This is a genomic window from Lelliottia sp. 7254-16 (assembly GCF_002922995.1).
GTDB classification, from domain to species: domain Bacteria; phylum Pseudomonadota; class Gammaproteobacteria; order Enterobacterales; family Enterobacteriaceae; genus Enterobacter; species Enterobacter jeotgali.
In genome coordinates this window covers 174982-200999 of the sequence record NZ_PQVS01000005.1, presented here as the reverse complement: position 1 = coordinate 200999, position 26018 = coordinate 174982, and the positions used below count along the sequence as shown (strand labels likewise).

The following is a 26018-nucleotide window of genomic DNA, read 5'->3' as shown; positions in this document are numbered from 1 at the left end:
CCCGCGAAACGGGCACGAAGGGAGATTAGTGTTTTTCACCAATCGGCAGAACGGTGCGGCCAAACTGTTCGTTCAGCACTTCGCCCATTGCCAGGTAGATAGCGCTTGCGCCACACACCAGGCCAATCCAGCCAGCAACGTGAACGATGCTTTCGTTATCCGCCAGGTGGCCAATCGCCAGCAGGGCGAACAGTACGGTCAGGCTCAGGAACACGAACTGCAGGGCGCGGTTGGCGACCAGAGTACCGAAGAACATGAACAGGGTGAAGACGCCCCACAGGCCCAGATAAACGCCGAGGAAATGTCCGTTTGCTGGAGCAAAGCCCATATTTGGCATTACCAGAATGGCGACCAGAGTCAGCCAGAAAGAGCCGTAAGAGGTGAATGCGGTTAAACCGAAGGTGTTGCCTTTTTTATATTCCAGCAGGCCCGCGAAGATTTGCGCGATACCGCCGTAAAAAATGCCCATCGCCAGGATAACATTGTCCATCGGGAATAAGCCGATGTTATGCAGGTTCAGCAGAATGGTGGTCATGCCAAAACCCATCAGGCCCAGCGGAGCCGGATTAGCCAACTTAGTGTTGCCCATAAGTCCTCAAAAAATCATCATTAGTATGGTGAAATAGATAAATCCACGCCTACTCTCCCAGGCGTGGCGCGGCATAATAATCAGCGCGACCCTCGCCGTCTATGATCTGAGCAGGGTGAAATTAAAAAATTTTTTATCCTTCCCCCTTGATGGATGCCGTTACGACCCCATCTTGTAGTCAACCGCAGTGAGTGAAGCTGAAAAAAATCAAATTGGGGCAGTTGAAACCGCACGTTTCGCCCTTATTACAGATTCACAACCACATGATGAACAAATTTTTAGTGGAGACGTTTAGATGGGTAAAATTATTGGTATCGACCTGGGTACTACCAACTCTTGTGTAGCGATTATGGACGGCACTACTGCACGTGTGCTGGAGAACGCCGAGGGCGATCGCACCACGCCTTCTATCATTGCTTATACCCAGGATGGTGAAACTCTGGTTGGCCAGCCGGCTAAACGTCAGGCCGTGACTAACCCGCAAAACACTCTGTTTGCGATTAAACGCCTGATTGGCCGTCGCTTCCAGGACGAAGAAGTGCAGCGTGATGAAGCCATCATGCCGTACAAAATCATCGGTGCTGACAACGGTGATGCATGGATCGACGTGAAGGGCCAGAAAATGGCACCTCCGCAGATCTCTGCTGAAGTGCTGAAAAAAATGAAGAAAACGGCTGAAGATTACCTGGGCGAACCGGTAACTGAAGCGGTTATCACTGTACCTGCATACTTCAACGATGCTCAGCGTCAGGCTACCAAAGATGCCGGTCGTATCGCGGGTCTGGAAGTCAAACGTATCATCAACGAACCTACCGCAGCCGCACTGGCTTACGGTCTGGATAAAGAAGTTGGCAACCGTACTATCGCGGTTTACGACCTGGGTGGTGGTACTTTCGATATCTCTATTATCGAAATCGACGAAGTTGACGGCGAAAAAACCTTCGAAGTTCTGGCAACCAACGGTGATACCCACTTGGGTGGCGAAGACTTCGACAGCCGTATGATCAACTACCTCGTTGATGAATTTAAGAAAGATCAGGGCATTGACCTGCGTAACGATCCGCTGGCCATGCAGCGCCTGAAAGAAGCCGCAGAAAAAGCCAAAATTGAGCTGTCCTCTGCGCAGCAGACCGACGTGAACCTGCCGTACATCACTGCAGATGCGTCTGGTCCAAAACACATGAACATCAAAGTGACTCGTGCAAAACTGGAAAGCCTGGTCGAAGACCTGGTGAACCGTTCTATCGAGCCGCTGAAAGTTGCTCTGCAGGACGCTGGCCTGTCTGTCTCTGACATCCAGGACGTTATCCTGGTCGGTGGTCAGACGCGTATGCCAATGGTTCAGAAGAAAGTGGCTGAATTCTTTGGTAAAGAGCCGCGTAAAGACGTTAACCCGGACGAAGCTGTGGCAATCGGTGCAGCGGTTCAGGGTGGTGTATTGACCGGTGAAGTGAAAGACGTACTGCTGCTGGACGTTACCCCGCTGTCGCTGGGTATCGAAACCATGGGCGGCGTGATGACTGCGCTGATCACCAAAAACACCACAATCCCGACCAAGCACAGCCAGGTGTTCTCTACCGCTGAAGACAACCAGTCTGCGGTAACCATCCATGTGCTGCAGGGTGAGCGTAAACGTGCTGCGGATAACAAAGATCTGGGCCAGTTTAACCTCGACGGTATCAGCCCGGCACCGCGCGGTATGCCACAGATCGAAGTCACCTTCGACATCGATGCTGACGGCATCCTGCACGTTTCCGCGAAGGACAAAAACAGCGGTAAAGAGCAGAAGATCACGATCAAGGCTTCTTCTGGTCTGAACGAAGAAGAAATTCAAAAAATGGTTCGTGAAGCGGAAGCAAACGCTGAATCTGACCGTAAATTTGAAGAACTGGTTCAGACCCGTAACCAGGGTGACCATCTGCTGCACAGCACTCGCAAGCAGGTTGAAGAAGCAGGCGAACAACTGCCAGCTGACGACAAAACCGCTATCGAGACTGCACTGAGCGCGCTGGAAACTTCCCTGAAAGGCGAAGACAAAGCGGACATCGAAGCGAAGATGCAGGAACTGGCGCAGGCGTCCCAGAAGCTGATGGAAATCGCTCAGCAACAGCACGCACAGCAGCAGGCTGGCGCTGAAGCGGGTGCTTCCGCGAACAACGCGAAAGATGACGACGTTGTCGACGCTGAGTTCGAAGAAGTCAAAGACAAAAAATAATCGCCCTGATGCAGGGTAATTAATCAGCACGGGCGAAGAGGTTTCCTCTCCGCCCGTGCTCGCATGTTAAGGGGCTGAAAAAACCAATGGCAAAGCAAGACTATTACGAGATTTTAGGCGTTCCGAAAACAGCGGAAGAGCGTGAAATCAAAAAGGCGTACAAGCGCCTGGCCATGAAATTTCACCCGGACCGTAACCAGGGTGACAAAGAGGCCGAAGCCAAATTTAAAGAGATCAAAGAAGCGTATGAGATCCTGACCGACGCTCAGAAACGTGCAGCCTACGATCAGTACGGTCATGCGGCGTTTGAACAGGGCGGCATGGGCGGCGGCGGATACGGCGGTGGCTTTGGTGGCGGTGGCGCTGATTTCGGCGACATCTTTGGCGATGTTTTCGGTGATATCTTCGGCGGTGGCCGTGGTCGTCAGCGCGCGGCACGCGGCGCGGACCTGCGCTACAACATGGATCTGACGCTGGAAGAAGCCGTACGCGGCGTGACCAAAGAGATCCGTATTCCGACGCTGGAAGAGTGTGATATCTGCCACGGCAGCGGCGCGAAAGCGGGCACTAAACCGCAAACCTGTCCGACCTGTCACGGTTCCGGCCAGGTGCAGATTCGTCAGGGCTTCTTCGCGGTTCAACAGGCTTGTCCGCACTGTCATGGTCGCGGTACGCTGATTAAAGATCCGTGCAACAAATGTCACGGTCATGGCCGCATTGAGAAGACCAAAACCCTGTCCGTTAAAATTCCGGCAGGTGTGGATACCGGCGATCGCATTCGTCTCTCAGGCGAAGGTGAAGCAGGCGAGCATGGCGCACCGGCAGGCGATTTGTATGTTCAGGTCCAGGTTAAGCAGCACGCGATTTTCGAGCGTGAAGGCAATAATCTGTACTGTGAAGTGCCGATCAACTTTGCGATGGCAGCGCTGGGCGGTGAAATCGAAGTGCCTACGCTGGATGGCCGTGTGAACCTGAAAGTTCCGGGTGAAACACAAACCGGCAAGTTGTTCCGCATGCGTGGAAGAGGCGTGAAGTCCGTTCGTGGCGGAGCGCAGGGCGACCTGCTGTGTCGCGTGGTTGTTGAAACACCGGTCAGCCTGAATGACAAACAGAAACAGCTGTTGAAAGAATTGCAGGAAAGCTTCGGCGGCCCAACGGGTGAGAAAAACAGCCCGCGCTCTAAAAGCTTCTTCGATGGCGTGAAAAAATTCTTCGATGATTTGACCCGCTAAGACCTTAGCGAGTGTGAATTTTTCAAAGCCCGGAAGCCATTCCGGGCTTTTTCTTTTTGCGCGGTATAACTCGGTAAAGCCGAGCTTATGCTCAATATTAATCTGATTTTTTCGATCTGTTTACCTTGGTATTATGGTTTTATCGAGGTATGGTCTTAAAGAGAGAACTAAAGTGAAACTTTTACAACGATTCTTCAGCAATGAGGCATCCGGTGGCGTCATTTTGATTATCGCCGCTGTCGCTGCGATGGTGCTGGCAAACCTGGGGGCGACCCAGGGCGCGTATCATGCGTTTCTGGACACACCCGTTGAGCTACGCGTGGGTGCGCTGGAAATTAACAAGAACATGCTGCTGTGGATTAACGATGCGCTGATGGCCGTGTTTTTCCTGCTGGTTGGTCTGGAGGTGAAGCGCGAGCTGGTGCTGGGCTCTCTTAACAGCCGTCAACGGGCTGCTTTCCCGGTTATCGCTGCGCTTGGCGGTATGGTGGTACCGGCGCTGCTCTATCTGGCGTTTAACTACCACGACCCGGTTGCCCGTCACGGCTGGGCCATCCCAGCGGCCACGGATATCGCCTTCGCGCTCGGCGTGTTGGCGCTGCTCGGCAGCCGTGTGCCGGTGGCGCTCAAGATTTTCCTGATGGCGCTGGCGATTATCGATGACCTGGGCGCGATCGTGATTATTGCCCTGTTCTATACCAGCGAGCTGTCGATTCTGTCGCTGAGTGTGGCGGCGGGCGCCATTGCGGTGCTGGCGTTGCTCAATATCTTTAACGTGCGCCGAATTGGCCTTTACGTGTTGGTGGGCGTTGTGCTGTGGACGGCGGTGCTGAAATCGGGTGTTCATGCGACGCTGGCGGGCGTCATTATCGGCTTCTTCGTCCCGCTGAAAGAGCAGGACGGTAACTCTCCGGCTAAAACGCTGGAGCATGTGCTGCATCCGTGGGTCGCGTTTATGATCTTGCCGCTGTTCGCTTTTGCCAACGCGGGCGTGTCGCTGCAAGGCGTGACCCTGAGTGGCCTGACGTCCATGTTGCCGATGGGCATTATCGCCGGGCTGTTTATTGGCAAGCCGCTGGGCATCAGCTTGTTCTGCTGGCTGGCTCTGAAGCTGAAGCTGGCATCGCTGCCGAATGGAACCACTTTCCGGCAGATTATGGCGGTCGGCGTACTGTGCGGAATCGGTTTTACGATGTCGATTTTCATCTCGACACTGGCGTTTGATTCGCTCGATCCGCAGCTCATTGTGTGGGCTAAGCTTGGGATCTTAACCGGTTCGTTGCTCGCGGCATTTAGCGGCTACACCTTACTGAAGGTGAAGCTGTCAGGACAGGTGCAGCCGGCGTAACAGACTAAGGGGGAGGGCAGAGGCCCTCTCCTGACAACACTCTCAGGGAGCGATTACGTAATGTCTCACATCAATTACAACCATCTGTACTATTTCTGGCATGTCTACAAAGAAGGCTCGGTCGTGGGCGCGGCGGAAGCTCTGTATTTGACGCCCCAGACGATTACCGGCCAGATAAAAGCGCTCGAAGAACGCCTGCAAGGAAAACTGTTTAAACGCAAAGGCCGTGGGATTGAGCCGAGCGAGTTGGGTGAGCTGGTTTTTCGTTACGCGGACAAGATGTTCACCCTGAGCCAGGAAATGCTCGATATTGTGAATTATCGCAAAGAGTCTAACCTGCTGTTTGATGTCGGTGTTGCGGATGCGCTATCTAAACGTCTGGTGAGCGGCGTGCTGGATGCGGCAGTGGTGGCCGATGAACAAATCCATCTGCGCTGCTTTGAATCCACTCATGAGATGCTGCTGGAGCAACTGAGCCAGCACAAGCTGGATATCATCATCTCGGACTGCCCGATTGACTCCACCCAGCAGGAAGGGCTGTTTTCAGTGAAGATTGGCGAATGTGGTGTGAGTTTTTGGTGCATCAACCCGCCGCCAGAAAAACCGTTTCCTGCCTGCCTTGAGGAGCGACGTTTGCTCATACCAGGGCGACGTTCGATGTTAGGCCGCAAATTGCTGAACTGGTTTAACTCACAGGGATTGAAGGTTGAGATTCTGGGGGAGTTTGATGATGCGGCGCTGATGAAAGCCTTTGGCGAAGCACATAACGCGATTTTCGTTGCCCCGACGCTGTATGCGCACGATCTTTATACCGACAACAGGGTCACGGAGATTGGCCGGGTGGATAACGTGATGGAAGAGTACCACGCGATTTTTGCCGAGAGAATGATTCAGCATCCGGCGGTACAGAGGATTTGTAACGGCGACTACTCGACGCTGTTTACGCCGCCAGCGCCAAAATGAGCCAATAAAAAAACCCGCATTAAGCGGGTTCTTTACAACAAGCAACAACAAGTGGCGATTAAGCCAGTTTGTTGATCTGCGCGGTCAGGTTTGCTTTATGACGCGCTGCTTTGTTTTTGTGGATCAGACCTTTAGCAGCCTGACGATCCACAATTGGTTGCATTTCGTTAAATGCGTTCTGCGCTGCAGCTTTGTCGCCAGCTTCGATTGCTGCGTATACTTTCTTGATGAAAGTACGCATCATAGAGCGACGGCTTGCATTGTGCTTACGAGCCTTTTCAGACTGAACGGCACGTTTCTTAGCTGATTTGATATTAGCCAAGTCCAACTCCCAAATATGATCTATGTGGACAATTCAAAGGCCGAGGAATATGCCCTCTATACCTTCTTTTGTCAATGGATTTGTGCAAATAAGCGCCGTTGAATGGCGACGCTACGTTACGTAGTGATGGCGCAGGATTCTACCAGCTTGTCTCACCTGAATACAGTCTTTCGGTGTAAAAAACGCAGTTTGCTGGCAGTTTTTTTGCCTCCTAATGGTAAGCATCATGAAATCATTACTGCTTTATGATTTGAGGCAACAATCGCCGGTTAACCTTAATCGCTGTACAAGGTATACTCGGGCGTTTTTCACTGTTTTGAGCCTGTCATGAAGCTGATACGCGGCATACATAATCTCAGTCACGCGCCGCACGGGTGCGTACTGACCATTGGTAATTTCGACGGCGTGCATCGTGGGCATCAGGCGCTGTTGCAGGGATTGCGTAAAGAGGGCCAGGCCCGTGGGCTGCCGGTCGTGGTGATGATTTTCGAACCGCAACCGCTGGAACTGTTTGCAGGTGATAAAGCGCCCGCGCGCTTAACTCGCCTGCGCGAGAAATTGCGCTATCTGGCGGAATGCGGCGTGGACTACGTCCTGTGCGTGCGCTTCGACCGGCGTTTTGCGGCACTGACGGCGCAAAATTTTGTCGGTGAGTTGCTGGTCAAACGCCTGGGCGTGCAATTTCTCGCCGTGGGCGATGATTTCCGCTTCGGCGCTGGTCGTCAGGGCGATTTCTTGTTATTACAGAAGGCTGGTCTGGAGTATGGCTTTGATGTCACCAGCACCATGACCTTCTGCGAAGGCGGCGTGCGCGTGAGCAGCACGGCGGTGCGACAGGCACTGGCTGACGATCAGCTGGATGTGGCGGAGAACCTGTTAGGGCATCCGTTCTCTATCTCAGGTCGTGTCGTGCATGGCGATGAGTTAGGTCGCACAATAGGTTTCCCGACGGCGAACGTCCCGCTGCGCCGTCAGGTGTCCCCGGTAAAAGGGGTGTATGCGGTAGAAGTCACCGGACTGGGTGATAAACCGTTGCCCGGTGTTGCCAATATTGGCACCCGTCCCACGGTGGCAGGCGTACGTCAGCAGCTCGAAGTGCATCTGCTGGATGTTGTAATGGACCTCTATGGCCGCCATATAGAAGTTATCCTGCGTAAAAAAATACGCAATGAGCAGCGATTTGCATCGCTCGATGAGCTGAAAGCACAAATCGCGCGTGATGAGTTAACGGCCCGCGAATTTTTTGGGCTATCGAACCCGGCTTAATGCCTGAACGAGTTTTAAATACGGAACCGAGAATCTGATGAGTGACTATAAATCAACCCTGAATTTGCCGGAAACAGGGTTCCCGATGCGCGGCGATCTCGCCAAGCGTGAACCGGGAATGCTGGCGCGTTGGACTGATGATGACCTGTACGGCATCATCCGTGCAGCCAAGAAAGGTAAAAAAACCTTCATTCTGCACGATGGCCCTCCATATGCGAATGGCAGCATTCATATTGGTCACTCTGTAAACAAGATTCTGAAAGACATTATCGTGAAGTCCAAAGGACTTACCGGTTTTGACTCGCCTTACGTTCCGGGCTGGGATTGCCACGGTCTGCCGATCGAGCTGAAAGTGGAGCAGGAATACGGTAAGCCGGGTGAGAAATTCACCGCCGCCGAGTTCCGCGCAAAATGCCGCGAATACGCCGCTGCGCAGGTTGACGGTCAGCGTAAAGATTTTATCCGCCTCGGCGTGCTGGGCGACTGGTCTCGTCCATACCTGACGATGGACTTCAAAACTGAAGCCAACATCATCCGCGCGCTGGGCAAAATCATCGGCAACGGCCATCTGCATAAAGGCGCGAAGCCGGTGCACTGGTGCGTTGACTGCCGCTCTGCACTGGCAGAAGCGGAAGTGGAATATTACGACAAAACCTCTCCATCCATCGACGTGGCTTTCCACGCGGTTGATCAGGATGCGGTGAAAGCCAAATTCGGCGTGACCTCCGTCAACGGCCCAATTTCACTGGTTATCTGGACCACCACGCCGTGGACTCTGCCCGCGAACCGCGCGATCTCTCTGTCTGCTGATTTCGACTATGCGCTGGTGCAGGTTGAAGGTCAGGCGGTGATCCTGGCGAAAGACTTGGTTGAGAGCGTCCTGAAACGTGCTCATATCAGCGAATATACCGTGCTGGGTACCGTGAACGGCGCTGAGCTAGAACTGCTGCGCTTCAAACATCCGTTCCTTGATTTCGACGTCCCGGCAATCCTGGGCGATCACGTCACTCTGGAAGCGGGTACCGGTGCGGTACATACCGCCGGTGGCCACGGCCCGGACGACTACAACATCAGCCTGAAATACGGTCTGGAAATCGCTAACCCGGTCGGTCCGGACGGTTCTTACCTGCCTGGCACTTACCCGGCGCTGGACGGTATCAACGTCTTCAAAGCTAACGACATTATCGTCGACATGCTGCGCACCAGCGGCGCGCTGCTGCACGTTGAGAAGATGCAGCACAGCTATCCGTGCTGCTGGCGTCACAAGTCGCCAATCATCTTCCGTGCGACCCCACAGTGGTTCATTAGCATGGATCAGAAGGGCCTGCGCGAGCAGTCTCTGAAAGAGATCAAAGGCGTGCAGTGGATCCCAGATTGGGGCCAGGCGCGTATCGAATCTATGGTCGCTAACCGCCCTGACTGGTGTATCTCCCGTCAGCGTACCTGGGGCGTGCCGATGTCCCTGTTCGTTCATAAAGAGACGCAGGAACTGCATCCTCGCTCGCTGGAGCTGATGGAAGAAGTTGCTAAACGCGTTGAAGTGGATGGCATCCAGGCGTGGTGGGATCTGGACTCTAAAGAGATTCTGGGCGACGACGCAGCTAACTACGAGAAAGTGCCAGATACCCTCGACGTGTGGTTCGACTCCGGATCTACCCACTCATCTGTTGTGGATGTGCGCCCTGAGTTCTATGGTCACGCGGCCGATATGTATCTGGAAGGCTCTGACCAACACCGCGGCTGGTTTATGTCATCTCTGATGATCTCCACTGCGATGAAAGGCAAAGCACCGTACCGTCAGGTTCTGACCCACGGCTTTACCGTAGATGGTCAGGGACGCAAGATGTCCAAATCCATCGGTAACACCGTTTCTCCGCAGGACGTGATGAACAAACTGGGCGCGGACATTCTGCGTCTGTGGGTGGCCTCAACGGACTATACCGGCGAAATGGCGGTTTCCGATGAGATCCTCAAACGTGCTGCCGACAGCTATCGTCGTATCCGTAACACCGCGCGCTTCCTGCTCGCTAACCTGAACGGTTTCGATCCGGTTAAAGACATGGTGAAACCGGAAGAGATGGTGGTGCTGGATCGCTGGGCCGTAGGCTGTGCGCAAGCGGCGCAGGAAGATATCCTGAAAGCCTACGAGTCTTACGACTTCCACGAAGTGGTGCAGCGTCTGATGCGTTTCTGCTCCATCGAAATGGGCTCGTTCTACCTCGACATCATCAAAGACCGCCAGTACACCGCGAAAGCGGACAGCGTGGCGCGTCGTAGCTGCCAGACTGCGCTGTTCCACATCGCAGAAGCGCTGGTTCGCTGGATGGCACCGATCATGTCCTTCACCGCCGACGAAATCTGGGCTTACCTGCCAGGCGAGCGCGAGAAATACGTCTTCACCGGCGAGTGGTACGAAGGTCTGTTTGGTCTGGCCGACACCGAAGCGATGAACGATGGCTTCTGGGACGAGCTGCTCAAAGTGCGCGGCGAAGTGAACAAGGTGATCGAACAGGCGCGTGCTGACAAGAAAGTCGGCGGTTCTCTGGAAGCGGCAGTGACCCTGTACGCTGAGCCAGAGCTGGCGGCGAAACTGACGGCTCTCGGTGACGAATTACGATTTGTCCTGTTGACCTCCGGTGCAGCTGTTGCCGATTATGCACAGGCGAGCGCCGACGCCCAGCAGAGCGAACTGCTCAAAGGGCTGAAAGTGGCGCTGGTGAAAGCCGAAGGTGAGAAATGCCCGCGCTGCTGGCATTACACCACTGACGTCGGCCAGGTGGCGGAACACGCAGATATCTGTGGACGCTGTGTCAGCAATATCGCCGGTGATGGCGAAAAACGTAAGTTTGCCTGATGAGTCAATCAATCTGTAAAAGTGGACTGCGCTGGCTGTGGCTGGTCGTCGTCGTACTGATTATTGATCTGGGCAGCAAGTTCCTGATCCTCCAGAATTTTGCTCTGGGGGATACGGTCCCGCTGTTCCCGTCACTTAATCTGCATTACGCGCGCAACTATGGCGCAGCGTTTAGCTTCCTCGCCGACAGCGGCGGCTGGCAACGCTGGTTCTTCGCAGGCATCGCACTCGGTATCTGCGTAATTCTGGCGGTCATGATGTATCGCTCGAAAGCGACGCAGAAGCTGAACAATATCGCCTACGCGCTGATCATTGGCGGTGCGCTGGGCAATCTGTTCGACCGTCTGTGGCACGGCTTTGTCGTCGATATGATCGACTTCTATGTCGGTGACTGGCACTTCGCCACCTTCAACCTGGCCGATAGTGCGATTTGCATCGGTGCGGCGCTGATTGTGCTGGAAGGCTTTTTACCGAACGCAGCCGCGAAGAAACAGGCGTAAGGTCAATGCCGGGTGGCGCTTCGCTTATCCGGCCTACAGAATTTGTCGCCTCCCGTAGGCCCGGTAAGCGAAGTGCCACCGGGCAAACCGATGAGGCAAAACAAGCGAGCAACTGGCATGTCAAAATCCATACAGAGCAATAGCGCGGTGTTAGTCCATTTCACGCTGAAACTGGACGATGGTTCCACTGCGGAATCGACCCGCAATAATGGCAAACCTGCGCTGTTTCGCCTGGGCGATACCTCTCTTTCGGAAGGCCTGGAGCAGCAGCTGCTAGGCTTGAAAGAGGGCGAGAAAAAAGCCTTCTCTCTGGAGCCTGATGCGGCGTTTGGCGTGCCGACCCCGGATCTTATCCAGTATTTCTCGCGTCGTGAATTTATGGACGCAGGCGAGCCAGAAATCGGCGCGATTATGCTCTTTACCGCAATGGATGGCAGCGAAATGCCTGGCGTGATTCGTGAAATTAATGGCGACTCCATCACCGTTGATTTCAACCATCCTCTTGCCGGGCGTACCGTCCATTTTGATGTTGAAGTGCTGGAGATTGATCCGGCGCTGGAGGAAGTGAATGCAGATCCTGTTGGCTAACCCGCGCGGTTTTTGTGCCGGAGTAGACCGCGCTATCAGCATTGTTGAAAACGCGCTGGAAATTTACGGCGCGCCGATTTATGTCCGTCATGAAGTGGTGCACAACCGCTATGTGGTGGACAGCCTGCGCGAGCGCGGCGCAATCTTTATCGAGCAGATCAGCGAAGTGCCAGACGGTGCGATCCTGATCTTCTCGGCGCACGGCGTCTCTCAGGCGGTGCGTAACGAAGCGAAAAGCCGTGACCTGACCGTGTTCGATGCCACCTGCCCATTAGTGACCAAAGTCCATATGGAAGTGGCTCGCGCCAGCCGTCGCGGTGAAGAGTCGATTCTAATTGGCCACGCCGGTCACCCGGAAGTCGAAGGCACGATGGGGCAGTACAGCAACCCGGAAGGGGGGATGTATCTGGTTGAATCGCCAGACGATGTGCTGACGCTGAACGTGAAAAACGAAGCGCGCCTGTCGTTTATGACTCAGACCACGCTCTCGGTGGATGATACGTCAGATGTGATCGATGCTCTGCGCAGCCGATTCCCGAAAATCGTCGGGCCGCGTAAAGATGACATCTGCTACGCCACCACCAACCGCCAGGAAGCGGTTCGCGCGCTGGCGGAGCAGGCTGATGTAGTGTTGGTGGTCGGTTCCAAAAACTCTTCCAACTCTAACCGTCTGGCCGAACTGGCGCAGCGCATGGGGAAAGCGGCGTTTCTGATTGACGATTCCACCGATATCCAGGAAGCCTGGGTGAAAGATGCGACCTGTGTCGGCGTGACTGCAGGGGCTTCAGCGCCGGATATTCTGGTGCAAAACGTGATAAAGCGTTTGCAGGAACTCGGCGGTGGCGAGGCCGTGCCGCTGGAAGGCCGCGAAGAGAATATCGTCTTCGAAGTGCCGAAAGAGCTGCGCATCGACGCCAAAGAAGTCGAATAATCCCCTCTGTTTTGAAAATGCCGGTCCCGCAAGCGACCGGCATTTTTTTGTCTGATTACCTGTGATTAACCCGACAGTTCCTCCCTCCTGACATTAGGTTAATCGTTTAATCTGATAGGCTGGTGATGCAGTTCTCCTTGGGCCGGAGACCAACTATGATTCCTGATCTTATCCTGCCACCGCATGTGGCATGGGCCAGCGTCGCGTTCGCCAATGGTTCTGTTATTCATAAAGCCACGCGCGTGGGCGATCTTAATGGCGTGTTCAGCGACGTGCTCGCTTATCAGAAACGCGATCCGCTTGACGTCGTTTATCACGTTGAAATGCTCGACTCCCCGGCAGACGCAGGGGCGCTGTATGTCGGCGTTACCCACCTCAATGCCGGGAAAATCGGCGACGAATTTTTTATGACGCGCGGGCATTTTCATAAGCAGAGAGAGCAGGGTGAAGTCTACTTTGGTCTCTGTGGCGAAGGTTTGCTGTTGCTCCAGTCGGAGCAGGGGAATGCACGGCTGGAGCGCGTCGCGCCAGGCTCAGTGCATATTATTCCTCCCTTCACCGCGCACCGTTTGATCAACACCGGACCTGCAACCCTCTCTTCTCTCGCCGTCTGGCCGAGTGTCGCGGGGCATGATTACGCCGCGCTGGCAGAGGGGTTTGCGCTTCGCGTGTTCTCCTCTGCTCACCACTCTGAAGGCTGGGAGGCGCGCCATGAATAAGTTTGGGCTGGACATGACTATCACTCATCAGCCGCTTGGGTTTAGCTACGGTGATGATGTCACCGGGCCGATGCCGGAGATCCGCACCCTGGATCAGATCCGCCTGTCGCTGCGCAATCCTGACTGCGCCGGGCCCGAGCAGGTCTATGCCATCGCGATGGACGTGGCGCGGATGGCGGATCGTCAGGAGCTGGAAAAACGGATGCTGCTGTTCGGCGTGGTGACCTATGCTGCCGGGACGCTGGGCGATGAGCCAGTGCGTAGTCAGGGACATGTGCACCGCAAAAGCCAGCACAGCGGCTGGTCACCGCCGGAGCTGTACGAGATCTGGCAAGGGAAAGCGATTATCTACATGCAGGAAAGGGTCGAGGACGATCCGGGGCGCTGTTTCGCGGTGCTCGCCGGACCAGGTGATAAAGTGCTGGTCCCGCCGGGATGGGGACACGCGACGATCTCCGCCTCGCCCGATGAACCACTGACCTTTGGCGCGTGGTGCGACCGGGAATACGGGTTTGAATATGAAGCCGTCCGTGCGCGCAAAGGGCTGGCATGGTATCCGCTGGTGCAGGGAAATCATATTATCTGGCAGCACAATCATCACTATCAGCCGGGGCGATTACACACTATTACGCCGCGTCGATATAGCGAATTTGGGATTACCGACGAGCCAATCTATCAGCAGTTTATTGATGATCCGGCGCGTTTTCAGTTTATCTCCCGCCCGGACCGAGCGGCTGAGTTGTGGCAGAATTTCCATCCATAAACAGTGTAAACGTAGGCCCGGTAAGCAAAGCGCCACCGGGCATTAAACCGCACGAGCTTTACCTTTTTGCCGGGTGGCGGCTGCGCCTTACCCGGCCTACGGTTCGAGCTGTTATAGGTCGGGTAAGCGCAGCGCCACCCGACATTTTTTAACCCGATGCAACATCCTTAGGCAAACAATCCGCTCGCCACGCCCGCCGCCGCCAGAATCAGCAGTAACACCATCGCTTTCACCGGCGACACGCCGCGTTTCGCCATCAGATACCAGGTCCCCAGCACCACAATCAGCGGCAACAGCTGCGGGAAAATCCCGTCGAGCATCTGCTGTACATGAATGTTCACGCCGTCTTTGGTGATGAACTCCAGCCCGGTGCCGAGCTTCACATAGCTCGCCGCCACGCCGCCCATGACGAACACACCCAGCAGCGACAGGGCTTCACGCAGGCGAGTCGATTTGCTGCTGACCAGCATCTCCACCGATCCCGATCCCATCTGATACCCTTTGAGAAACAGATACCAGGAGCCAGGAAGGATGATCGCCAGCCACGCGACGGTATAAAACAGCGGGCCGAGAATATTGCCGCCCGCCGCCAGCGCCATCCCGATACTCAGCAAGATCGGGATCAGCATGCCGGGGATCATCGAATCCCCGATCCCGGCGATCGGCCCCATCAGCCCGACTTTGAGTGTGTTAATAGTCTCGCCGTCGATCGGTTCGCCGTTGGCTTTTTTCTCCTCCAGCCCCAGCGCCATGCCGTTGACGATCGCCCCAATCTGCGGCTCGGTGTTGTAGAACGACGCATGGCGCTTAAGCATCTCCTTGCGCTGAGTGGCATCCGGATAGAGTTTTTTCGCCACCGGGAGCATGCTCAGACAGAAGCCGAACGATTCCAGACGCTCAAAGCTCATCGACGACAGGTTGTGCATCATCCACGCACGCCAGCAGCGGCGCAGATCTTTGCGGGTTAATTTACGCTCTTCCATCAGAATTCATCCTCATCGTCGTCAACCCTGCGTGCCGCCACCGACTGCGGGGCTTCCGGTTTGTAGTTGTAGTGGATCAACGCCAGCAGGCTGCCGACGATCACCAGCGCCACCATGTTCAGCTTCAGGAAAACGATGCAGATAAAGCCGACGAGGAAGTAGATCAGCATGGTGTAATTTTTGATGATCTGTTTCAGCAGAATGGCGATCCCCACCGCAGGCAAAATCCCGCCCAGCACGTTCATGGTGGAAAGCACGATTTTTGGCAGGCTGTCCATAAAGCCGCTGATGTACTGCGCGCCGAAATAGACCGCGATAAAGGTCGGCACAAAGCGCAGGACAAAGTTCATCGCCTGCGGGCCGATAGCGCTGTTGAAGTAGATTCCGCGCTCATCGCCTTTCTCCAGCGCCACATCGGCGCGGTGGTTCCAGTACGAGTTCAGCACCATCATCGCGTTGAACAAAATCGTCCCGGCGATGCCGATGGTCGCCGCCAGCGCGACGGCCACTTCCGGCCCTTTTCCGGAGAGAATCCCCAGCGCAATGGCGGGGTAGGCGACAAAGTTCAGATCGGCGGGCATCGAACCGCCCGGCGTGACCATCGCGATGTAGACCGCCTGCACCGCCACGCCGATCATGATCCCGGTTTTGACATCGCCCAGAATCAGACCGACCAGCATGCCGGAGACCAGCGGACGGGAAATCAGATACCAGCCTCCGGTTAGGCCCAACAGCCACGGGCTGCTGAGGGCGCCGAGATAGCACAGCAGGCCAATGAGTGAAGCTTCGATAATCATTCTGCGCTCCTTATTTCAGCTTTTGCCGTGCGTCCTGCCAGGTGTAAAAGCTGGCATCCGGCACGAGGCGAAACTCAACGGTATGCCCCTGAGCAGTCAGCCACTCAAACGCGGCGGCTTCGTCAGTAGTGACGGACTGATTTGGGCCGATGGTGGTGGTGTTAGCGCGTGCGCTCATGGGCCCGACGTTAATTTTGCCATTGCTGTTTTTTAAGCTGATGCCTGCCTGCTCAAGCCGTTGCAGGGTGACGGGCGATTTGCCAATCACGAAATAGCGCTTATCGCTGGCGATCACTTTGGGCAGTTTTTCGATGGCCGTTGCAGTGTCGAACAGCCACACTTTGGTGTCGGATACGGCACCTTTCATGACTGAAGAGAGCAGCGGATCGGCCGCGACGGCGTCGTCAATGGCGACGATACCGTCACAGGGCAGCTCTTTGGCCCAGCGTGTGATGAGCTGCCCGTGGATCACCCGGTCATCAATGCGAACAAACGAAATACTCATGGCATTCTCCTTAAAAGTCATCTGATTGCGCTGACACGACAGGTTTTGCCTGAATCAACGTAGGATGGGTCAGTTCAATCAGTCGGGCCGCCGCGATATTGACGTCGGGCAGGTGCGCCACGTCGTCGGTTTGCAACAGCATCGGGAAATTCACCCCAGCAACCACCGCGATGGGCGGCTGAGTATGTGGATTAAATGCCGCTTCGCAGGCCACGTTCCACGGCGTACCGCTCTGCATATCGCACAGCACCAGAACGCCGTCTGCCTGTGCGCTGGCCGACTCCAGCACCGCAGCAAAATCGCGACGAAAACCTTCGATACCGGCCTGTTCGGTCAGGCATACCGCCTGAACCTGAGGAAGCTCGCCATAGACCATCCGCCCACTTTGCAGCAGCGCGCTGGCCAGCGGACCGTGGGTGGCGACGATAAATCGAATCATGTTTACCCCCTTACCCAGGCTTTAATGGTGGCCAGCGGCTTGCCGGGATTGGCTTCGGAAGGTGAAATGCGGTATTCGCCCACATCCGCCGGGATGATAAAGGTCTCGGCGTAACGCACGGTGAAGGGAGCAAAAGCACCGCTCGGGCTGTCGACGACAGCTTCTGTGCCTTCCACCAGATTGAGCACGTTGACGCCGCCGTGGGTGTGATGAATGACCGGGGCGCTAAACCAGTGACGGCGCGTTTCGATAAATTCGCGTTCGTGCAGCCCGGTGCGCTCTTCCCGCCAGCCTTCTCCTTCTGCTACTGGCTCAATCTGATTCACCAGATACTGATGCACCCACTGGGTATCGCGCTGCCAGTCGATCACTTTTTCACCGTGTTCCAGATGCACTGGTCGCGGCAGACCGTCCATGCCCAGGCGGCCCCAGTCCCACAGTTTGAAGGTGAAGATATACGGCGTGGCGCTGATCTCCAGAACCATCGTCCCGGCACCGGAACAGTGAACAGTTCCCGCGGGGATCAGGAAATGATCGTGTTTCTTCGCCGGGATCTGATTCACAAAGCGCGCATCATCAAACGGCTGCTCACCGCGACCGGCGCTTCTAAGGTTGTCGAGCATTGCCTGCGGCTCAGTGCCGGTTTTGGTCCCGAGATAGACCATCGCGCCCGGCTCTGCTTCCAGAATGTAATAACTCTCATCTTGGGTGTAGTGCATGCCAAACTGCTGCTGGATGTACTCGGTCAGCGGATGTACCTGGAAACTGAGGTTCTGCCCGCCGATGGTATCGAGAAAATCGAAGCGAATCGGGAACTCGGCGCCAAAGCGGGCGTGGACTTTTTCACCCAACAGCGCGCGAGGCTCAAGCAGAACAAGATCCTGAGAGGGGATCTCGATCCGCACCGCACCAAAACGCAGTAACAGGCTGTTCTCCTCGGGCACACAGTCAAAACACCATGCGTAATTGGGTGCGGAGGGATCGAGATCGAATTTTTGCTTCATCCACTGACCGCCCCAGACGCCGGGGTCGAAGAAGGGGACGACGCGAAACGGCTGCTGCGTGGTCTGTTTCAGTCCGGCACGCAGCGCGTCACCCGTGACCATTGCCGGGCTGTCAGCAAGGGTGGTATCCAGCAGGAAATCGGCGCGTTTTAAGAGCGGGGTTTTATGGCGGTCGAAGACGCGCCACTCGACGAAGAACGCGCGCTTGTAGCGCCTGAGCATATCTTCGCTCTGATTCTCAGCGCCCCAGTTATCCAGCTCGCCGCTGCGCATCCGCTGCTGAATTTCCCAGCGCGGCAGATCCGCATACACCAGCACATCACCCGGATGGACTAACGACGCGCCGGGACCGTAAACCACAACCAGCCCTTCAGCCACGTTGTTCACCTGCTCTTTCAGCGCAGCCAGCTTTTGCGGGTCGATAAACTCGCTGAGCTGGTGGCAGGAGAGCACGCCAAAGACGCGGTCATCGGTGAGATTGCGCGCCAGAAGCTGATGCAGGGCCGACTCATCGAGCCGCGCCTGTTCGGCGTTAATCGCAAGGACCGGATTCAGCGCGGTCAGCAGTTTTTCTTCCAACTCGGCCAGCCGAACGCCCGGATAGCAGTCAATCACCACAACGGTTCGCTGGCCTGTTCTGGCGCCAAGCCGGGCCGTTATCGCTTCCCAGCCCTGCCAGGCGCTGTCGTCGTAGCCTTCAATCTGGAGCGTGGGATATTTCTCGTAGCAGCTCATTTTATCCTCCGTAATCGTTGCTTAAGGTTATTCGATTAACCGAGTTTGAGAAGGGTGGTTAACGCGATTAACCCGCCATTCCAGGCAATGAAAGGGGAAAAAGCGGGCGGAATGTGAAGAGGCTCACAGGGAAAAATGCAAAAAATAGGTTATTCGATTAATCTGGAATGAAGTCTTAAAGGAGTCACTATGACAGGAATCACGCTGGCCGATGTCGCGAAGCGGGCCGGAGTCTCAACGGCGACGGTCTCGATGGTGTTGTGCAACAAAGGGCGCATTTCGCAGGCGACGCGCGAGCGGGTGCTGAAAGCCCTGGATGAATCGGGCTACGTCTATAACCAGACGGCGGCCAACCTGCGCAATCGCAGCAGTAATCAGGTGGGACTGCTGCTGCACGATATCACTAACCCCTTTTACGGGGAGATGACGGCGGGGCTGAGCCACGAAATGGAGCGTCACGACCTGATGCTGTTTCTGGCGAACAGCGAAGAGTCCTCCCAGCGGCAGCAGAAATTTGTCGATTCCCTGATGCGCAATAACGTCGGCGGAATGGTGCTGTGCGCCGCCCGTGAAACGCCGCAGGCGTTTTTCGACGGTCTGAAGCGACGCAATATTCCGGCGATCATGGTGGTGCGTCCGCTCAACGACCCGGATTTCGATTTTGTCGGGACGGATAACTTCCTCGGCACGCAGATGGCGACGGAACATCTGCTGCGGATGGGGCATCGGCAGATTGCGTTTATTGGCGGCAGCCAGAATTCCGGCTCGCGGGCGCAGCGTATCGGCGGCTTTACCAGCCAACTGCTGGAGTACGGCGTCGCGCCGAATCCCGACTGGATCATCACCTCCCAGGCCAGCCAGAGCGACGGCGCGCGCGTGGCGGAAACGCTGCTGAAAGAGAACCCGCAGATCACGGCGGCCATTTGCTATCAGGATATTGTGGCGCTCGGCGTTATGCAGAGTTTACGCAAACTGGGCCGCGAACCGGGGCGGGATTTTGCGCTGGTCGGCTTCGATGACATCACCGAAGCGGCGTTGGTGCAGCCCGCGCTCACCACGGTGTCGGTCGCGGCCAAAGAGATTGGTCGTAAAGCGGGGGAGCTGTTATTCAGCCGGATTCAGGGGAACGATGAGCCAGCGAAAAGGATCATTTTACCGCCTGCGCTGGTGGTGCGTGAATCATGCGGTTTTCGCTGATCCTCATGTCTTTTACTGATACTGCTCCCTGTTTATCATAAAATTCTAATTATCGGCGTTTTAAGATAGCGGGTTCTTCACAGGCTGGTTAATCTGAAAACGATTTACATACTTTTAACGTAAGAGAATAACTATGCATGATGCACAGGTGCGTGTCGCGATAGCGGGCGCGGGTGGCCGTATGGGCCGTCAGTTAATTCAGGCAGCGCTGCAATTAGACGGCGTTGCGCTTGGCGCGGCGCTGGAGCGCGACGGCTCCTCATTACTGGGAACCGATGCGGGCGAACTGGCAGGTGTGGGTAAGACGGGCGTCACTGTGCAAAGCAGCCTGGAGGCGGTGAAAGACGATTTTGATGTATTCATCGATTTCACCCGCCCGGAAGGGACGCTGCACCATCTGGCCTTTTGCCGTCAGCACGGTAAGGGCATGGTCATCGGCACCACCGGTTTTGACGACGCGGGCAAACAGGCCATCAAAGAGGCGTCCCAGGACATCGCCATTGTCTTTGCGGCTAACTTCAGCGTCGGCGTGAACGTGATGCTCAAGCTGCTGGAGAAAGCGGCCAAAGTGATGGGTGACTACACGGACATCGAGATTATCGAAGCGCACCACCGTCATAAAGTGGATGCCCCGTCCGGTACAGCGCTGGCGATGGGCGAAGCGATTGCTTATGCACTTGATAAGGATTTAAAGGACTGCGCGGTCTACTCTCGCGAAGGGCACACCGGAGAGCGTGTTCCGGGCACCATCGGCTTTGCGACGGTGCGCGCGGGCGACATCGTCGGCGAACACACGGCTATCTTCGCCGATATCGGTGAGCGCGTGGAGATTACCCATAAAGCATCGAGCCGCATGACCTTTGCTAACGGTGCAGTGCGCTCCGCATTGTGGCTTAAAAATCTGGATAATGGTCTTTTTGATATGCGAGATGTGCTTAATCTTAACGATTTATAAGTGTTATTGCCCATCGTGATGTGGTTATTGCAGTCTTAATTGATTGATTGCACAGGGCAATATTTTATTGCCCTTTTATTTTGTCATTTTGGCGTGGTTTCATTAACCAACACCATTAAAGATATCATCTTCTCTCAATTTTGTGTTATCGCACTGTAAATTTTGACCATTTGGTCTGGTTTTTATTGCCTCTCGCACTCAGATCCCACTAAACTCAGCATACAAACGTTTTCTAACGTGATTTTGTTGATCTTTTTATGGCTTAAACGCCGCCAAACGCCAAAGCCTTGCAAAATAATACACAAAAAAGCCGTTTTGAGTTGACTTTACCCCACCAAATCCCCAGAATGCCGCCGTTTGCCGAAAATCCACTGGCAGCAAATTTGCATTGATTCATAGCGCCGTTGTGAATTAATATGCAGATAAAGTGAGTGAATATTCTCTGGAGGGTGTTTTGATTAAGTCAGCGCTATTGGTTCTGGAAGACGGAACCCAGTTTATCGGTCGGGCCATAGGGGCAACAGGTTCGGCGGTTGGGGAAGTCGTTTTCAATACTTCAATGACCGGTTATCAAGAAATCCTCACTGATCCTTCCTATTCCCGCCAAATCGTCACCCTTACTTATCCTCATATTGGTAATGTCGGCACCAACGAAGCCGATGCCGAATCCTCCCAGGTCCACGCGCAAGGTCTGATTATTCGCGACCTGCCGCTGATTGCCAGCAACTACCGCAACACCGAAGACCTCTCTTCTTACCTGAAGCGTCACAACATCGTGGCGATTGCCGATATCGATACCCGTAAGCTGACCCGTCTGCTGCGCGAGAAGGGCGCACAGAACGGTTGCATCATCGCGGGTGATAACCTGGATGCGACACTGGCGCAGGAAAAAGCGAAAGCCTTCCCTGGCCTGAACGGGATGGATCTGGCGAAAGAAGTGACCACCGCGGAAGCTTACAGCTGGACGCTGGCGGGTGAACTGCCAGAAGCGAAGAAAGAAGAAGAGCTGCCGTTCCACGTGGTCGCCTACGACTACGGCGCGAAGCGCAACATCCTGCGCATGCTGGTGGACCGTGGCTGCCGCCTGACGGTGGTTCCGGCGAAAACGCCTGCGGACGAAGTGCTGAAGATGAACCCGGACGGGATCTTCCTCTCCAACGGCCCTGGTGACCCGGCGCCGTGTGATTACGCGATTGAAGCGATTAAAACCTTCCTCGAAACCGATATTCCGGTATTTGGCATCTGCCTCGGCCATCAGCTGCTGGCGCTGGCGAGCGGTGCGAAAACCGTCAAGATGAAGTTCGGTCACCACGGTGGTAACCACCCGGTGAAAGATATCGACAACAACACGGTGATGATTACCGCGCAGAACCACGGTTTCGCGGTGGACGAGGCGTCAATGCCTGCCAATCTGCGCGTCACCCACAAGTCGCTGTTCGACCACACCCTTCAGGGTATCCATCGCACCGACAAACCGGCGTTCAGCTTCCAGGGTCACCCGGAAGCCAGCCCAGGCCCGCACGATGCCGCGCCGCTGTTCGATCACTTCATCGAACTTATCGAGCAATACCGTCAGACCGCTAAATAATCAGGAGCCGAGAACAACATGCCAAAACGTACAGATATAAAAAGCATCCTGATCCTTGGCGCTGGCCCGATCGTTATCGGCCAGGCCTGCGAATTCGACTACTCCGGCGCACAGGCGTGTAAAGCCCTGCGCGAAGAGGGTTACCGCGTCATTCTGGTGAACTCTAACCCGGCCACCATCATGACCGACCCGGAAATGGCTGATGCGACCTACATCGAGCCGATTCACTGGGAAGTTGTCCGCAAAATCATCGAAAAAGAGCGTCCGGACGCCGTGCTGCCAACGATGGGCGGCCAGACCGCGCTGAACTGTGCGCTGGAACTGGAACGTCAGGGCGTGCTGGCTGAGTTCGGCGTGACCATGATTGGTGCCACCGCCGACGCGATTGATAAAGCCGAAGACCGCCGCCGTTTCGACGTGGCGATGAAGAAAATCGGTCTCGACACCGCGCGCTCCGGCATCGCGCACACTATGGAAGAAGCGCTGGCGGTTGCCGCTGACGTGGGTTATCCGTGCATCATCCGCCCGAGCTTCACCATGGGCGGCACCGGCGGCGGTATCGCCTACAACCGCGAAGAGTTCGAAGAGATTTGCGAGCGCGGTCTGGATCTTTCCCCTACCAAAGAGCTGCTGATTGACGAGTCGCTGATTGGCTGGAAAGAGTACGAGATGGAAGTGGTGCGTGATAAAAACGACAACTGCATCATCGTCTGCTCTATCGAAAACTTCGATGCGATGGGTATCCACACCGGTGACTCCATCACCGTCGCACCGGCTCAGACCCTGACCGACAAAGAGTATCAAATCATGCGTAACGCCTCGATGGCGGTACTGCGTGAAATCGGCGTCGAAACCGGCGGGTCCAACGTGCAGTTCTCCGTAAACCCGAAAAACGGTCGCCTGATTGTTATCGAAATGAACCCGCGTGTATCCCGCTCCTCGGCGCTGGCCTCCAAAGCGACAGGCTTCCCGATTGCGAAAGTGGCGGCGAAACTGGCGGTGGGTTACACCCTCGACGAGCTGATGAACGACATCACCGGCGGTCGTACTCCGGCCTCGTTTGAACCGTCCATCGACTACGTCGTGACTAAAATTCCTCGCTTTAACTTCGAGAAATTCGCGGGCGCGAACGACCGTCTGACCACCCAGATGAAATCCGTCGGCGAAGTGATGGCGATTGGTCGCACTCAGCAGGAATCCCTGCAGAAAGCCCTGCGCGGCCTCGAAGTCGGCGCGATGGGCTTCGACCCGAAAGTGAGCCTGGATGACCCGGAAGCGCTGACCAAAATCCGCCGCGAGCTGAAAGACGCGGGCGCTGAGCGTATCTGGTATATCGCCGATGCCTTCCGCGCGGGCCTGTCTGTCGACGGCGTCTTCAACCTGACTAACATCGACCGCTGGTTCCTGGTGCAAATCGAAGAGCTGGTGCGCCTGGAAGAGAAAGTGGCAGAGATGGGCATCACCGGTCTCGACGCTGACTTCCTGCGTATGCTGAAGCGTAAAGGCTTCGCCGACGCGCGTCTGGCTAAACTGGCGGGCGTGCGCGAATCTGAAATCCGCAAGCTGCGCGACCAGTACAACCTGCACCCGGTCTACAAACGCGTGGACACCTGTGCGGCTGAGTTCGCTACCGACACCGCCTACATGTACTCCACGTACGAAGACGAGTGTGAAGCGAATCCGTCCAACGACCGCGATAAAATCATGGTCCTCGGCGGCGGCCCGAACCGTATCGGCCAGGGCATCGAGTTTGACTACTGCTGCGTACACGCCTCGCTGGCGCTGCGCGAAGACGGTTACGAGACCATCATGGTCAACTGTAACCCGGAAACCGTATCAACCGACTACGACACCTCTGACCGCCTCTACTTCGAGCCGGTAACGCTGGAAGACGTGCTGGAAATCGTGCGTATCGAGAAGCCAAAAGGCGTTATCGTGCAGTACGGCGGCCAGACTCCGCTGAAGCTGGCGCGCGCGCTGGAAGCGGCAGGTGTGCCGGTTATCGGCACCAGCCCGGATGCGATTGACCGCGCGGAAGACCGCGAGCGTTTCCAGCAGGCGGTTGACCGTCTGAAGCTGAAACAACCGGCCAACGCCACTGTAACCGCGATTGAAATGGCGGTTGAGAAGGCGAAAGAGATTGGCTACCCGCTGGTGGTGCGTCCATCCTACGTGCTGGGCGGCCGTGCGATGGAAATCGTCTACGACGAAGCAGACCTGCGCCGCTACTTCCAGACCGCGGTAAGCGTCTCTAACGATGCGCCAGTGTTGCTCGACCGCTTCCTCGACGACGCGGTGGAAGTGGATGTGGACGCCATCTGCGATGGCGAAATGGTGCTGATTGGCGGCATCATGGAGCACATCGAGCAGGCGGGCGTGCACTCCGGTGACTCCGCATGTTCTCTGCCAGCCTACACCCTGAGCCAGGAAATTCAGGATGTGATGCGCCAGCAGGTGCAGAAACTGGCCTTCGAGCTGCAGGTTCGCGGCCTGATGAACGTCCAGTTCGCGGTGAAAGATAACGAAGTCTACCTGATTGAAGTTAACCCGCGTGCGGCACGTACCGTACCGTTCGTCTCCAAAGCGACCGGCGTTCCGCTGGCGAAAGTGGCGGCGCGCGTGATGGCGGGTCAAACGCTGACCCAGCAGGGCGTGACCAAAGAAATTATTCCACCGTACTACTCGGTGAAAGAAGTAGTCCTGCCGTTCAACAAATTCCCGGGCGTTGACCCGCTGTTAGGGCCAGAAATGCGCTCCACCGGTGAAGTCATGGGCGTGGGCCGTACCTTCGCAGAAGCGTTCGCCAAAGCACAGCTCGGCAGCAGCTCAACCATGAGAAAGCAGGGCCGTGCGCTGCTCTCCGTGCGCGAAGGCGACAAAGAGCGTGTGGTAGACCTGGCGGCGAAACTTTTGAAACAAGGCTTTGAGCTGGATGCGACCCACGGCACGGCTATCGTGCTGGGTGAAGCCGGTATCAACCCGCGTCTGGTCAACAAGGTGCATGAAGGTCGTCCGCACATTCAGGACCGTATCAAGAATGGCGAGTACACCTACATCATCAACACCACCGCAGGTCGTCAGGCGATTGAAGACTCCAAGCTGATTCGCCGCAGCGCGTTGCAGTACAAAGTGCATTACGACACCACCCTGAACGGCGGTTTCGCGACAGCGATGGCGCTGAACGCCGATGCCACCGAGAAGGTGATTTCGGTGCAGGAAATGCACGCTCAGATTAATAAGTAAGCCGCACCGCGTGTATCTGGCGGGTGGCGCTGCGCTTACCCGCCCTACAAAACTCAAATTCTCCACCTGTAGGCCGGGTAAGGCGTAGCCGCCACCCGGCAATTTTTGTCCGTGCGGTCATCAGGCGGGTGGCGCTTCGCTTACCCGCCCTACAAAACCCAAATACACCACTCGTAGGCCGGGTAAGGCGCAGCCGCCACCCGGCAATTTTTGTCCGTGCGGTCATCTGGCGGGTGGCGCTGCGCTTACCCGCCTTACAAAACCCAAATACTCCACTCGTAG

22 protein-coding genes are annotated in these 26018 nt (G+C 55.8%); 15 read left to right on the top strand and 7 right to left on the bottom strand.

From position 1 onward, the window contains the following. Positions 1-25: 25 nt before the first annotated feature. Positions 26-589 carry an acetate uptake transporter gene (gene satP, locus C3708_RS09755; RefSeq protein WP_095280706.1) on the bottom strand — a complete coding sequence of 188 codons (564 nt, stop codon included), beginning with the start codon at positions 587-589 and terminating at the stop codon, positions 26-28. Between the two features lie 295 nt (positions 590-884). Between satP and dnaK the strand changes: the two genes are divergently transcribed. From dnaK to nhaR, 4 genes are all read left to right on the top strand, one after another. Continuing rightward, complete coding sequence (gene dnaK / locus C3708_RS09750) at positions 885-2804, top strand: molecular chaperone DnaK (RefSeq protein WP_095280707.1); 1920 nt, start codon at positions 885-887, stop codon at positions 2802-2804. A gap of 86 nt (positions 2805-2890) precedes the next feature. Then, positions 2891-4036, top strand: coding sequence for a molecular chaperone DnaJ (gene dnaJ / locus C3708_RS09745; protein WP_095280708.1), 1146 nt, complete (start codon positions 2891-2893; stop codon positions 4034-4036). Between the two features lie 172 nt (positions 4037-4208). Next, positions 4209-5384, top strand: a complete 1176-nt coding sequence (gene nhaA, locus C3708_RS09740) for a Na+/H+ antiporter NhaA (protein ID WP_095280709.1) — start codon at positions 4209-4211, stop codon at positions 5382-5384. Positions 5385-5444: 60 nt separating this feature from the next. Further along, positions 5445-6347 carry a transcriptional activator NhaR gene (nhaR, locus tag C3708_RS09735; RefSeq protein ID WP_095280710.1) on the top strand — a complete coding sequence of 301 codons (903 nt, stop codon included), beginning with the start codon at positions 5445-5447 and terminating at the stop codon, positions 6345-6347. 58 nt (positions 6348-6405) lie between these two features. Here nhaR and rpsT read toward each other — a convergent pair whose 3' ends face one another. Continuing rightward, positions 6406-6669, bottom strand: a complete 264-nt coding sequence (rpsT, locus tag C3708_RS09730; RefSeq protein ID WP_003856458.1) for a 30S ribosomal protein S20 — start codon at positions 6667-6669, stop codon at positions 6406-6408. 327 nt (positions 6670-6996) lie between these two features. Here rpsT and ribF point away from each other — a divergent pair, with 327 nt between their 5' ends. The 7 genes from ribF (at position 6997) to C3708_RS09695 (ending at position 14290) form a co-directional block, all read left to right on the top strand. Further along, positions 6997-7935 (top strand): bifunctional riboflavin kinase/FAD synthetase, encoded by a 939-nt coding sequence (gene ribF, locus C3708_RS09725; RefSeq protein WP_095280711.1) that lies wholly within the window; start codon positions 6997-6999, stop codon positions 7933-7935. 37 nt (positions 7936-7972) lie between these two features. Next, complete coding sequence (gene ileS, locus C3708_RS09720; RefSeq protein WP_095280712.1) at positions 7973-10789, top strand: isoleucine--tRNA ligase; 2817 nt, start codon at positions 7973-7975, stop codon at positions 10787-10789. After that, on the top strand, positions 10789-11289 hold the full coding sequence (gene lspA, locus C3708_RS09715) for a signal peptidase II (RefSeq protein WP_095280713.1): 501 nt from the start codon (positions 10789-10791) through the stop codon (positions 11287-11289). The genes ileS and lspA overlap by 1 nt, the downstream gene beginning before the upstream one ends. A gap of 117 nt (positions 11290-11406) precedes the next feature. Continuing rightward, complete coding sequence (fkpB, locus tag C3708_RS09710) at positions 11407-11877, top strand: FKBP-type peptidyl-prolyl cis-trans isomerase (protein ID WP_095280714.1); 471 nt, start codon at positions 11407-11409, stop codon at positions 11875-11877. Then, positions 11858-12808 (top strand): 4-hydroxy-3-methylbut-2-enyl diphosphate reductase, encoded by a 951-nt coding sequence (ispH, locus tag C3708_RS09705; protein WP_103949159.1) that lies wholly within the window; start codon positions 11858-11860, stop codon positions 12806-12808. Before fkpB ends, ispH begins: the two co-directional genes overlap by 20 nt. 155 nt (positions 12809-12963) lie before the next feature. Beyond that, positions 12964-13527, top strand: coding sequence for a glucose-6-phosphate isomerase family protein (locus C3708_RS09700; protein WP_103949158.1), 564 nt, complete (start codon positions 12964-12966; stop codon positions 13525-13527). Continuing rightward, positions 13520-14290, top strand: coding sequence for a glucose-6-phosphate isomerase family protein (locus tag C3708_RS09695; protein ID WP_095280717.1), 771 nt, complete (start codon positions 13520-13522; stop codon positions 14288-14290). The genes C3708_RS09700 and C3708_RS09695 overlap by 8 nt, the downstream gene beginning before the upstream one ends. Positions 14291-14457: 167 nt before the next feature. Here the strand turns inward: C3708_RS09695 and C3708_RS09690 are convergent, their stop codons facing one another. From C3708_RS09690 to C3708_RS09670, 5 genes are read right to left on the bottom strand one after another with little or no spacing between them, the layout of a single operon-like run. Then, positions 14458-15273, bottom strand: coding sequence for a PTS system mannose/fructose/sorbose family transporter subunit IID (locus C3708_RS09690; protein WP_103949157.1), 816 nt, complete (start codon positions 15271-15273; stop codon positions 14458-14460). Further along, positions 15273-16070: a PTS sugar transporter subunit IIC gene (locus C3708_RS09685; protein WP_103947120.1), complete on the bottom strand. Its 798-nt coding sequence runs from the start codon at positions 16068-16070 to the stop codon at positions 15273-15275. The genes C3708_RS09690 and C3708_RS09685 overlap by 1 nt, the downstream gene beginning before the upstream one ends. 10 nt (positions 16071-16080) lie before the next feature. Beyond that, positions 16081-16575: a PTS sugar transporter subunit IIB gene (locus C3708_RS09680; protein ID WP_095280720.1), complete on the bottom strand. Its 495-nt coding sequence runs from the start codon at positions 16573-16575 to the stop codon at positions 16081-16083. 10 nt (positions 16576-16585) lie between these two features. Beyond that, positions 16586-17014 (bottom strand): PTS sugar transporter subunit IIA, encoded by a 429-nt coding sequence (locus C3708_RS09675; protein WP_103949156.1) that lies wholly within the window; start codon positions 17012-17014, stop codon positions 16586-16588. 2 nt (positions 17015-17016) lie between these two features. Continuing rightward, positions 17017-18753: a class I mannose-6-phosphate isomerase gene (locus tag C3708_RS09670; RefSeq protein ID WP_103949155.1), complete on the bottom strand. Its 1737-nt coding sequence runs from the start codon at positions 18751-18753 to the stop codon at positions 17017-17019. Between the two features lie 189 nt (positions 18754-18942). Between C3708_RS09670 and C3708_RS09665 the strand changes: the two genes are divergently transcribed. The 4 genes from C3708_RS09665 to carB all read left to right on the top strand — a co-directional run bounded on the left by C3708_RS09665 (position 18943) and on the right by carB (position 25736). After that, a complete protein-coding gene (locus C3708_RS09665; protein ID WP_095280723.1) occupies positions 18943-19950 on the top strand; it encodes a LacI family DNA-binding transcriptional regulator in 1008 nt (335 codons plus the stop codon). Positions 19951-20083: 133 nt separating this feature from the next. Continuing rightward, on the top strand, positions 20084-20905 hold the full coding sequence (gene dapB, locus C3708_RS09660) for a 4-hydroxy-tetrahydrodipicolinate reductase (RefSeq protein ID WP_095280724.1): 822 nt from the start codon (positions 20084-20086) through the stop codon (positions 20903-20905). Positions 20906-21359: 454 nt separating this feature from the next. Beyond that, positions 21360-22493, top strand: a complete 1134-nt coding sequence (gene carA / locus C3708_RS09650) for a glutamine-hydrolyzing carbamoyl-phosphate synthase small subunit (protein WP_103949154.1) — start codon at positions 21360-21362, stop codon at positions 22491-22493. 18 nt (positions 22494-22511) lie between these two features. Continuing rightward, positions 22512-25736, top strand: coding sequence for a carbamoyl-phosphate synthase large subunit (gene carB, locus C3708_RS09645; RefSeq protein ID WP_095280726.1), 3225 nt, complete (start codon positions 22512-22514; stop codon positions 25734-25736). The last annotated feature ends 282 nt before the right edge of the window (positions 25737-26018 follow it).

Coding starts and splice junctions, on each gene's coding strand:
- nhaR (WP_095280710.1), top strand. CDS start 5,445: ATGTCTCACATCAATTACAACCATCTGTACTATTTCTGGCATGTCTAC.
- C3708_RS09690 (WP_103949157.1), bottom strand. CDS start 15,273: ATGGAAGAGCGTAAATTAACCCGCAAAGATCTGCGCCGCTGCTGGCGT.
- C3708_RS09700 (WP_103949158.1), top strand. CDS start 12,964: ATGATTCCTGATCTTATCCTGCCACCGCATGTGGCATGGGCCAGCGTC.
- fkpB (WP_095280714.1), top strand. CDS start 11,407: ATGTCAAAATCCATACAGAGCAATAGCGCGGTGTTAGTCCATTTCACG.
- C3708_RS09695 (WP_095280717.1), top strand. CDS start 13,520: ATGAATAAGTTTGGGCTGGACATGACTATCACTCATCAGCCGCTTGGG.
- C3708_RS09670 (WP_103949155.1), bottom strand. CDS start 18,753: ATGAGCTGCTACGAGAAATATCCCACGCTCCAGATTGAAGGCTACGAC.
- dnaK (WP_095280707.1), top strand. CDS start 885: ATGGGTAAAATTATTGGTATCGACCTGGGTACTACCAACTCTTGTGTA.
- carB (WP_095280726.1), top strand. CDS start 22,512: ATGCCAAAACGTACAGATATAAAAAGCATCCTGATCCTTGGCGCTGGC.
- dnaJ (WP_095280708.1), top strand. CDS start 2,891: ATGGCAAAGCAAGACTATTACGAGATTTTAGGCGTTCCGAAAACAGCG.
- C3708_RS09685 (WP_103947120.1), bottom strand. CDS start 16,070: ATGATTATCGAAGCTTCACTCATTGGCCTGCTGTGCTATCTCGGCGCC.
- C3708_RS09675 (WP_103949156.1), bottom strand. CDS start 17,014: ATGATTCGATTTATCGTCGCCACCCACGGTCCGCTGGCCAGCGCGCTG.
- C3708_RS09665 (WP_095280723.1), top strand. CDS start 18,943: ATGACAGGAATCACGCTGGCCGATGTCGCGAAGCGGGCCGGAGTCTCA.
- lspA (WP_095280713.1), top strand. CDS start 10,789: ATGAGTCAATCAATCTGTAAAAGTGGACTGCGCTGGCTGTGGCTGGTC.
- dapB (WP_095280724.1), top strand. CDS start 20,084: ATGCATGATGCACAGGTGCGTGTCGCGATAGCGGGCGCGGGTGGCCGT.
- ileS (WP_095280712.1), top strand. CDS start 7,973: ATGAGTGACTATAAATCAACCCTGAATTTGCCGGAAACAGGGTTCCCG.
- satP (WP_095280706.1), bottom strand. CDS start 589: ATGGGCAACACTAAGTTGGCTAATCCGGCTCCGCTGGGCCTGATGGGT.
- ribF (WP_095280711.1), top strand. CDS start 6,997: ATGAAGCTGATACGCGGCATACATAATCTCAGTCACGCGCCGCACGGG.
- C3708_RS09680 (WP_095280720.1), bottom strand. CDS start 16,575: ATGAGTATTTCGTTTGTTCGCATTGATGACCGGGTGATCCACGGGCAG.
- ispH (WP_103949159.1), top strand. CDS start 11,858: ATGCAGATCCTGTTGGCTAACCCGCGCGGTTTTTGTGCCGGAGTAGAC.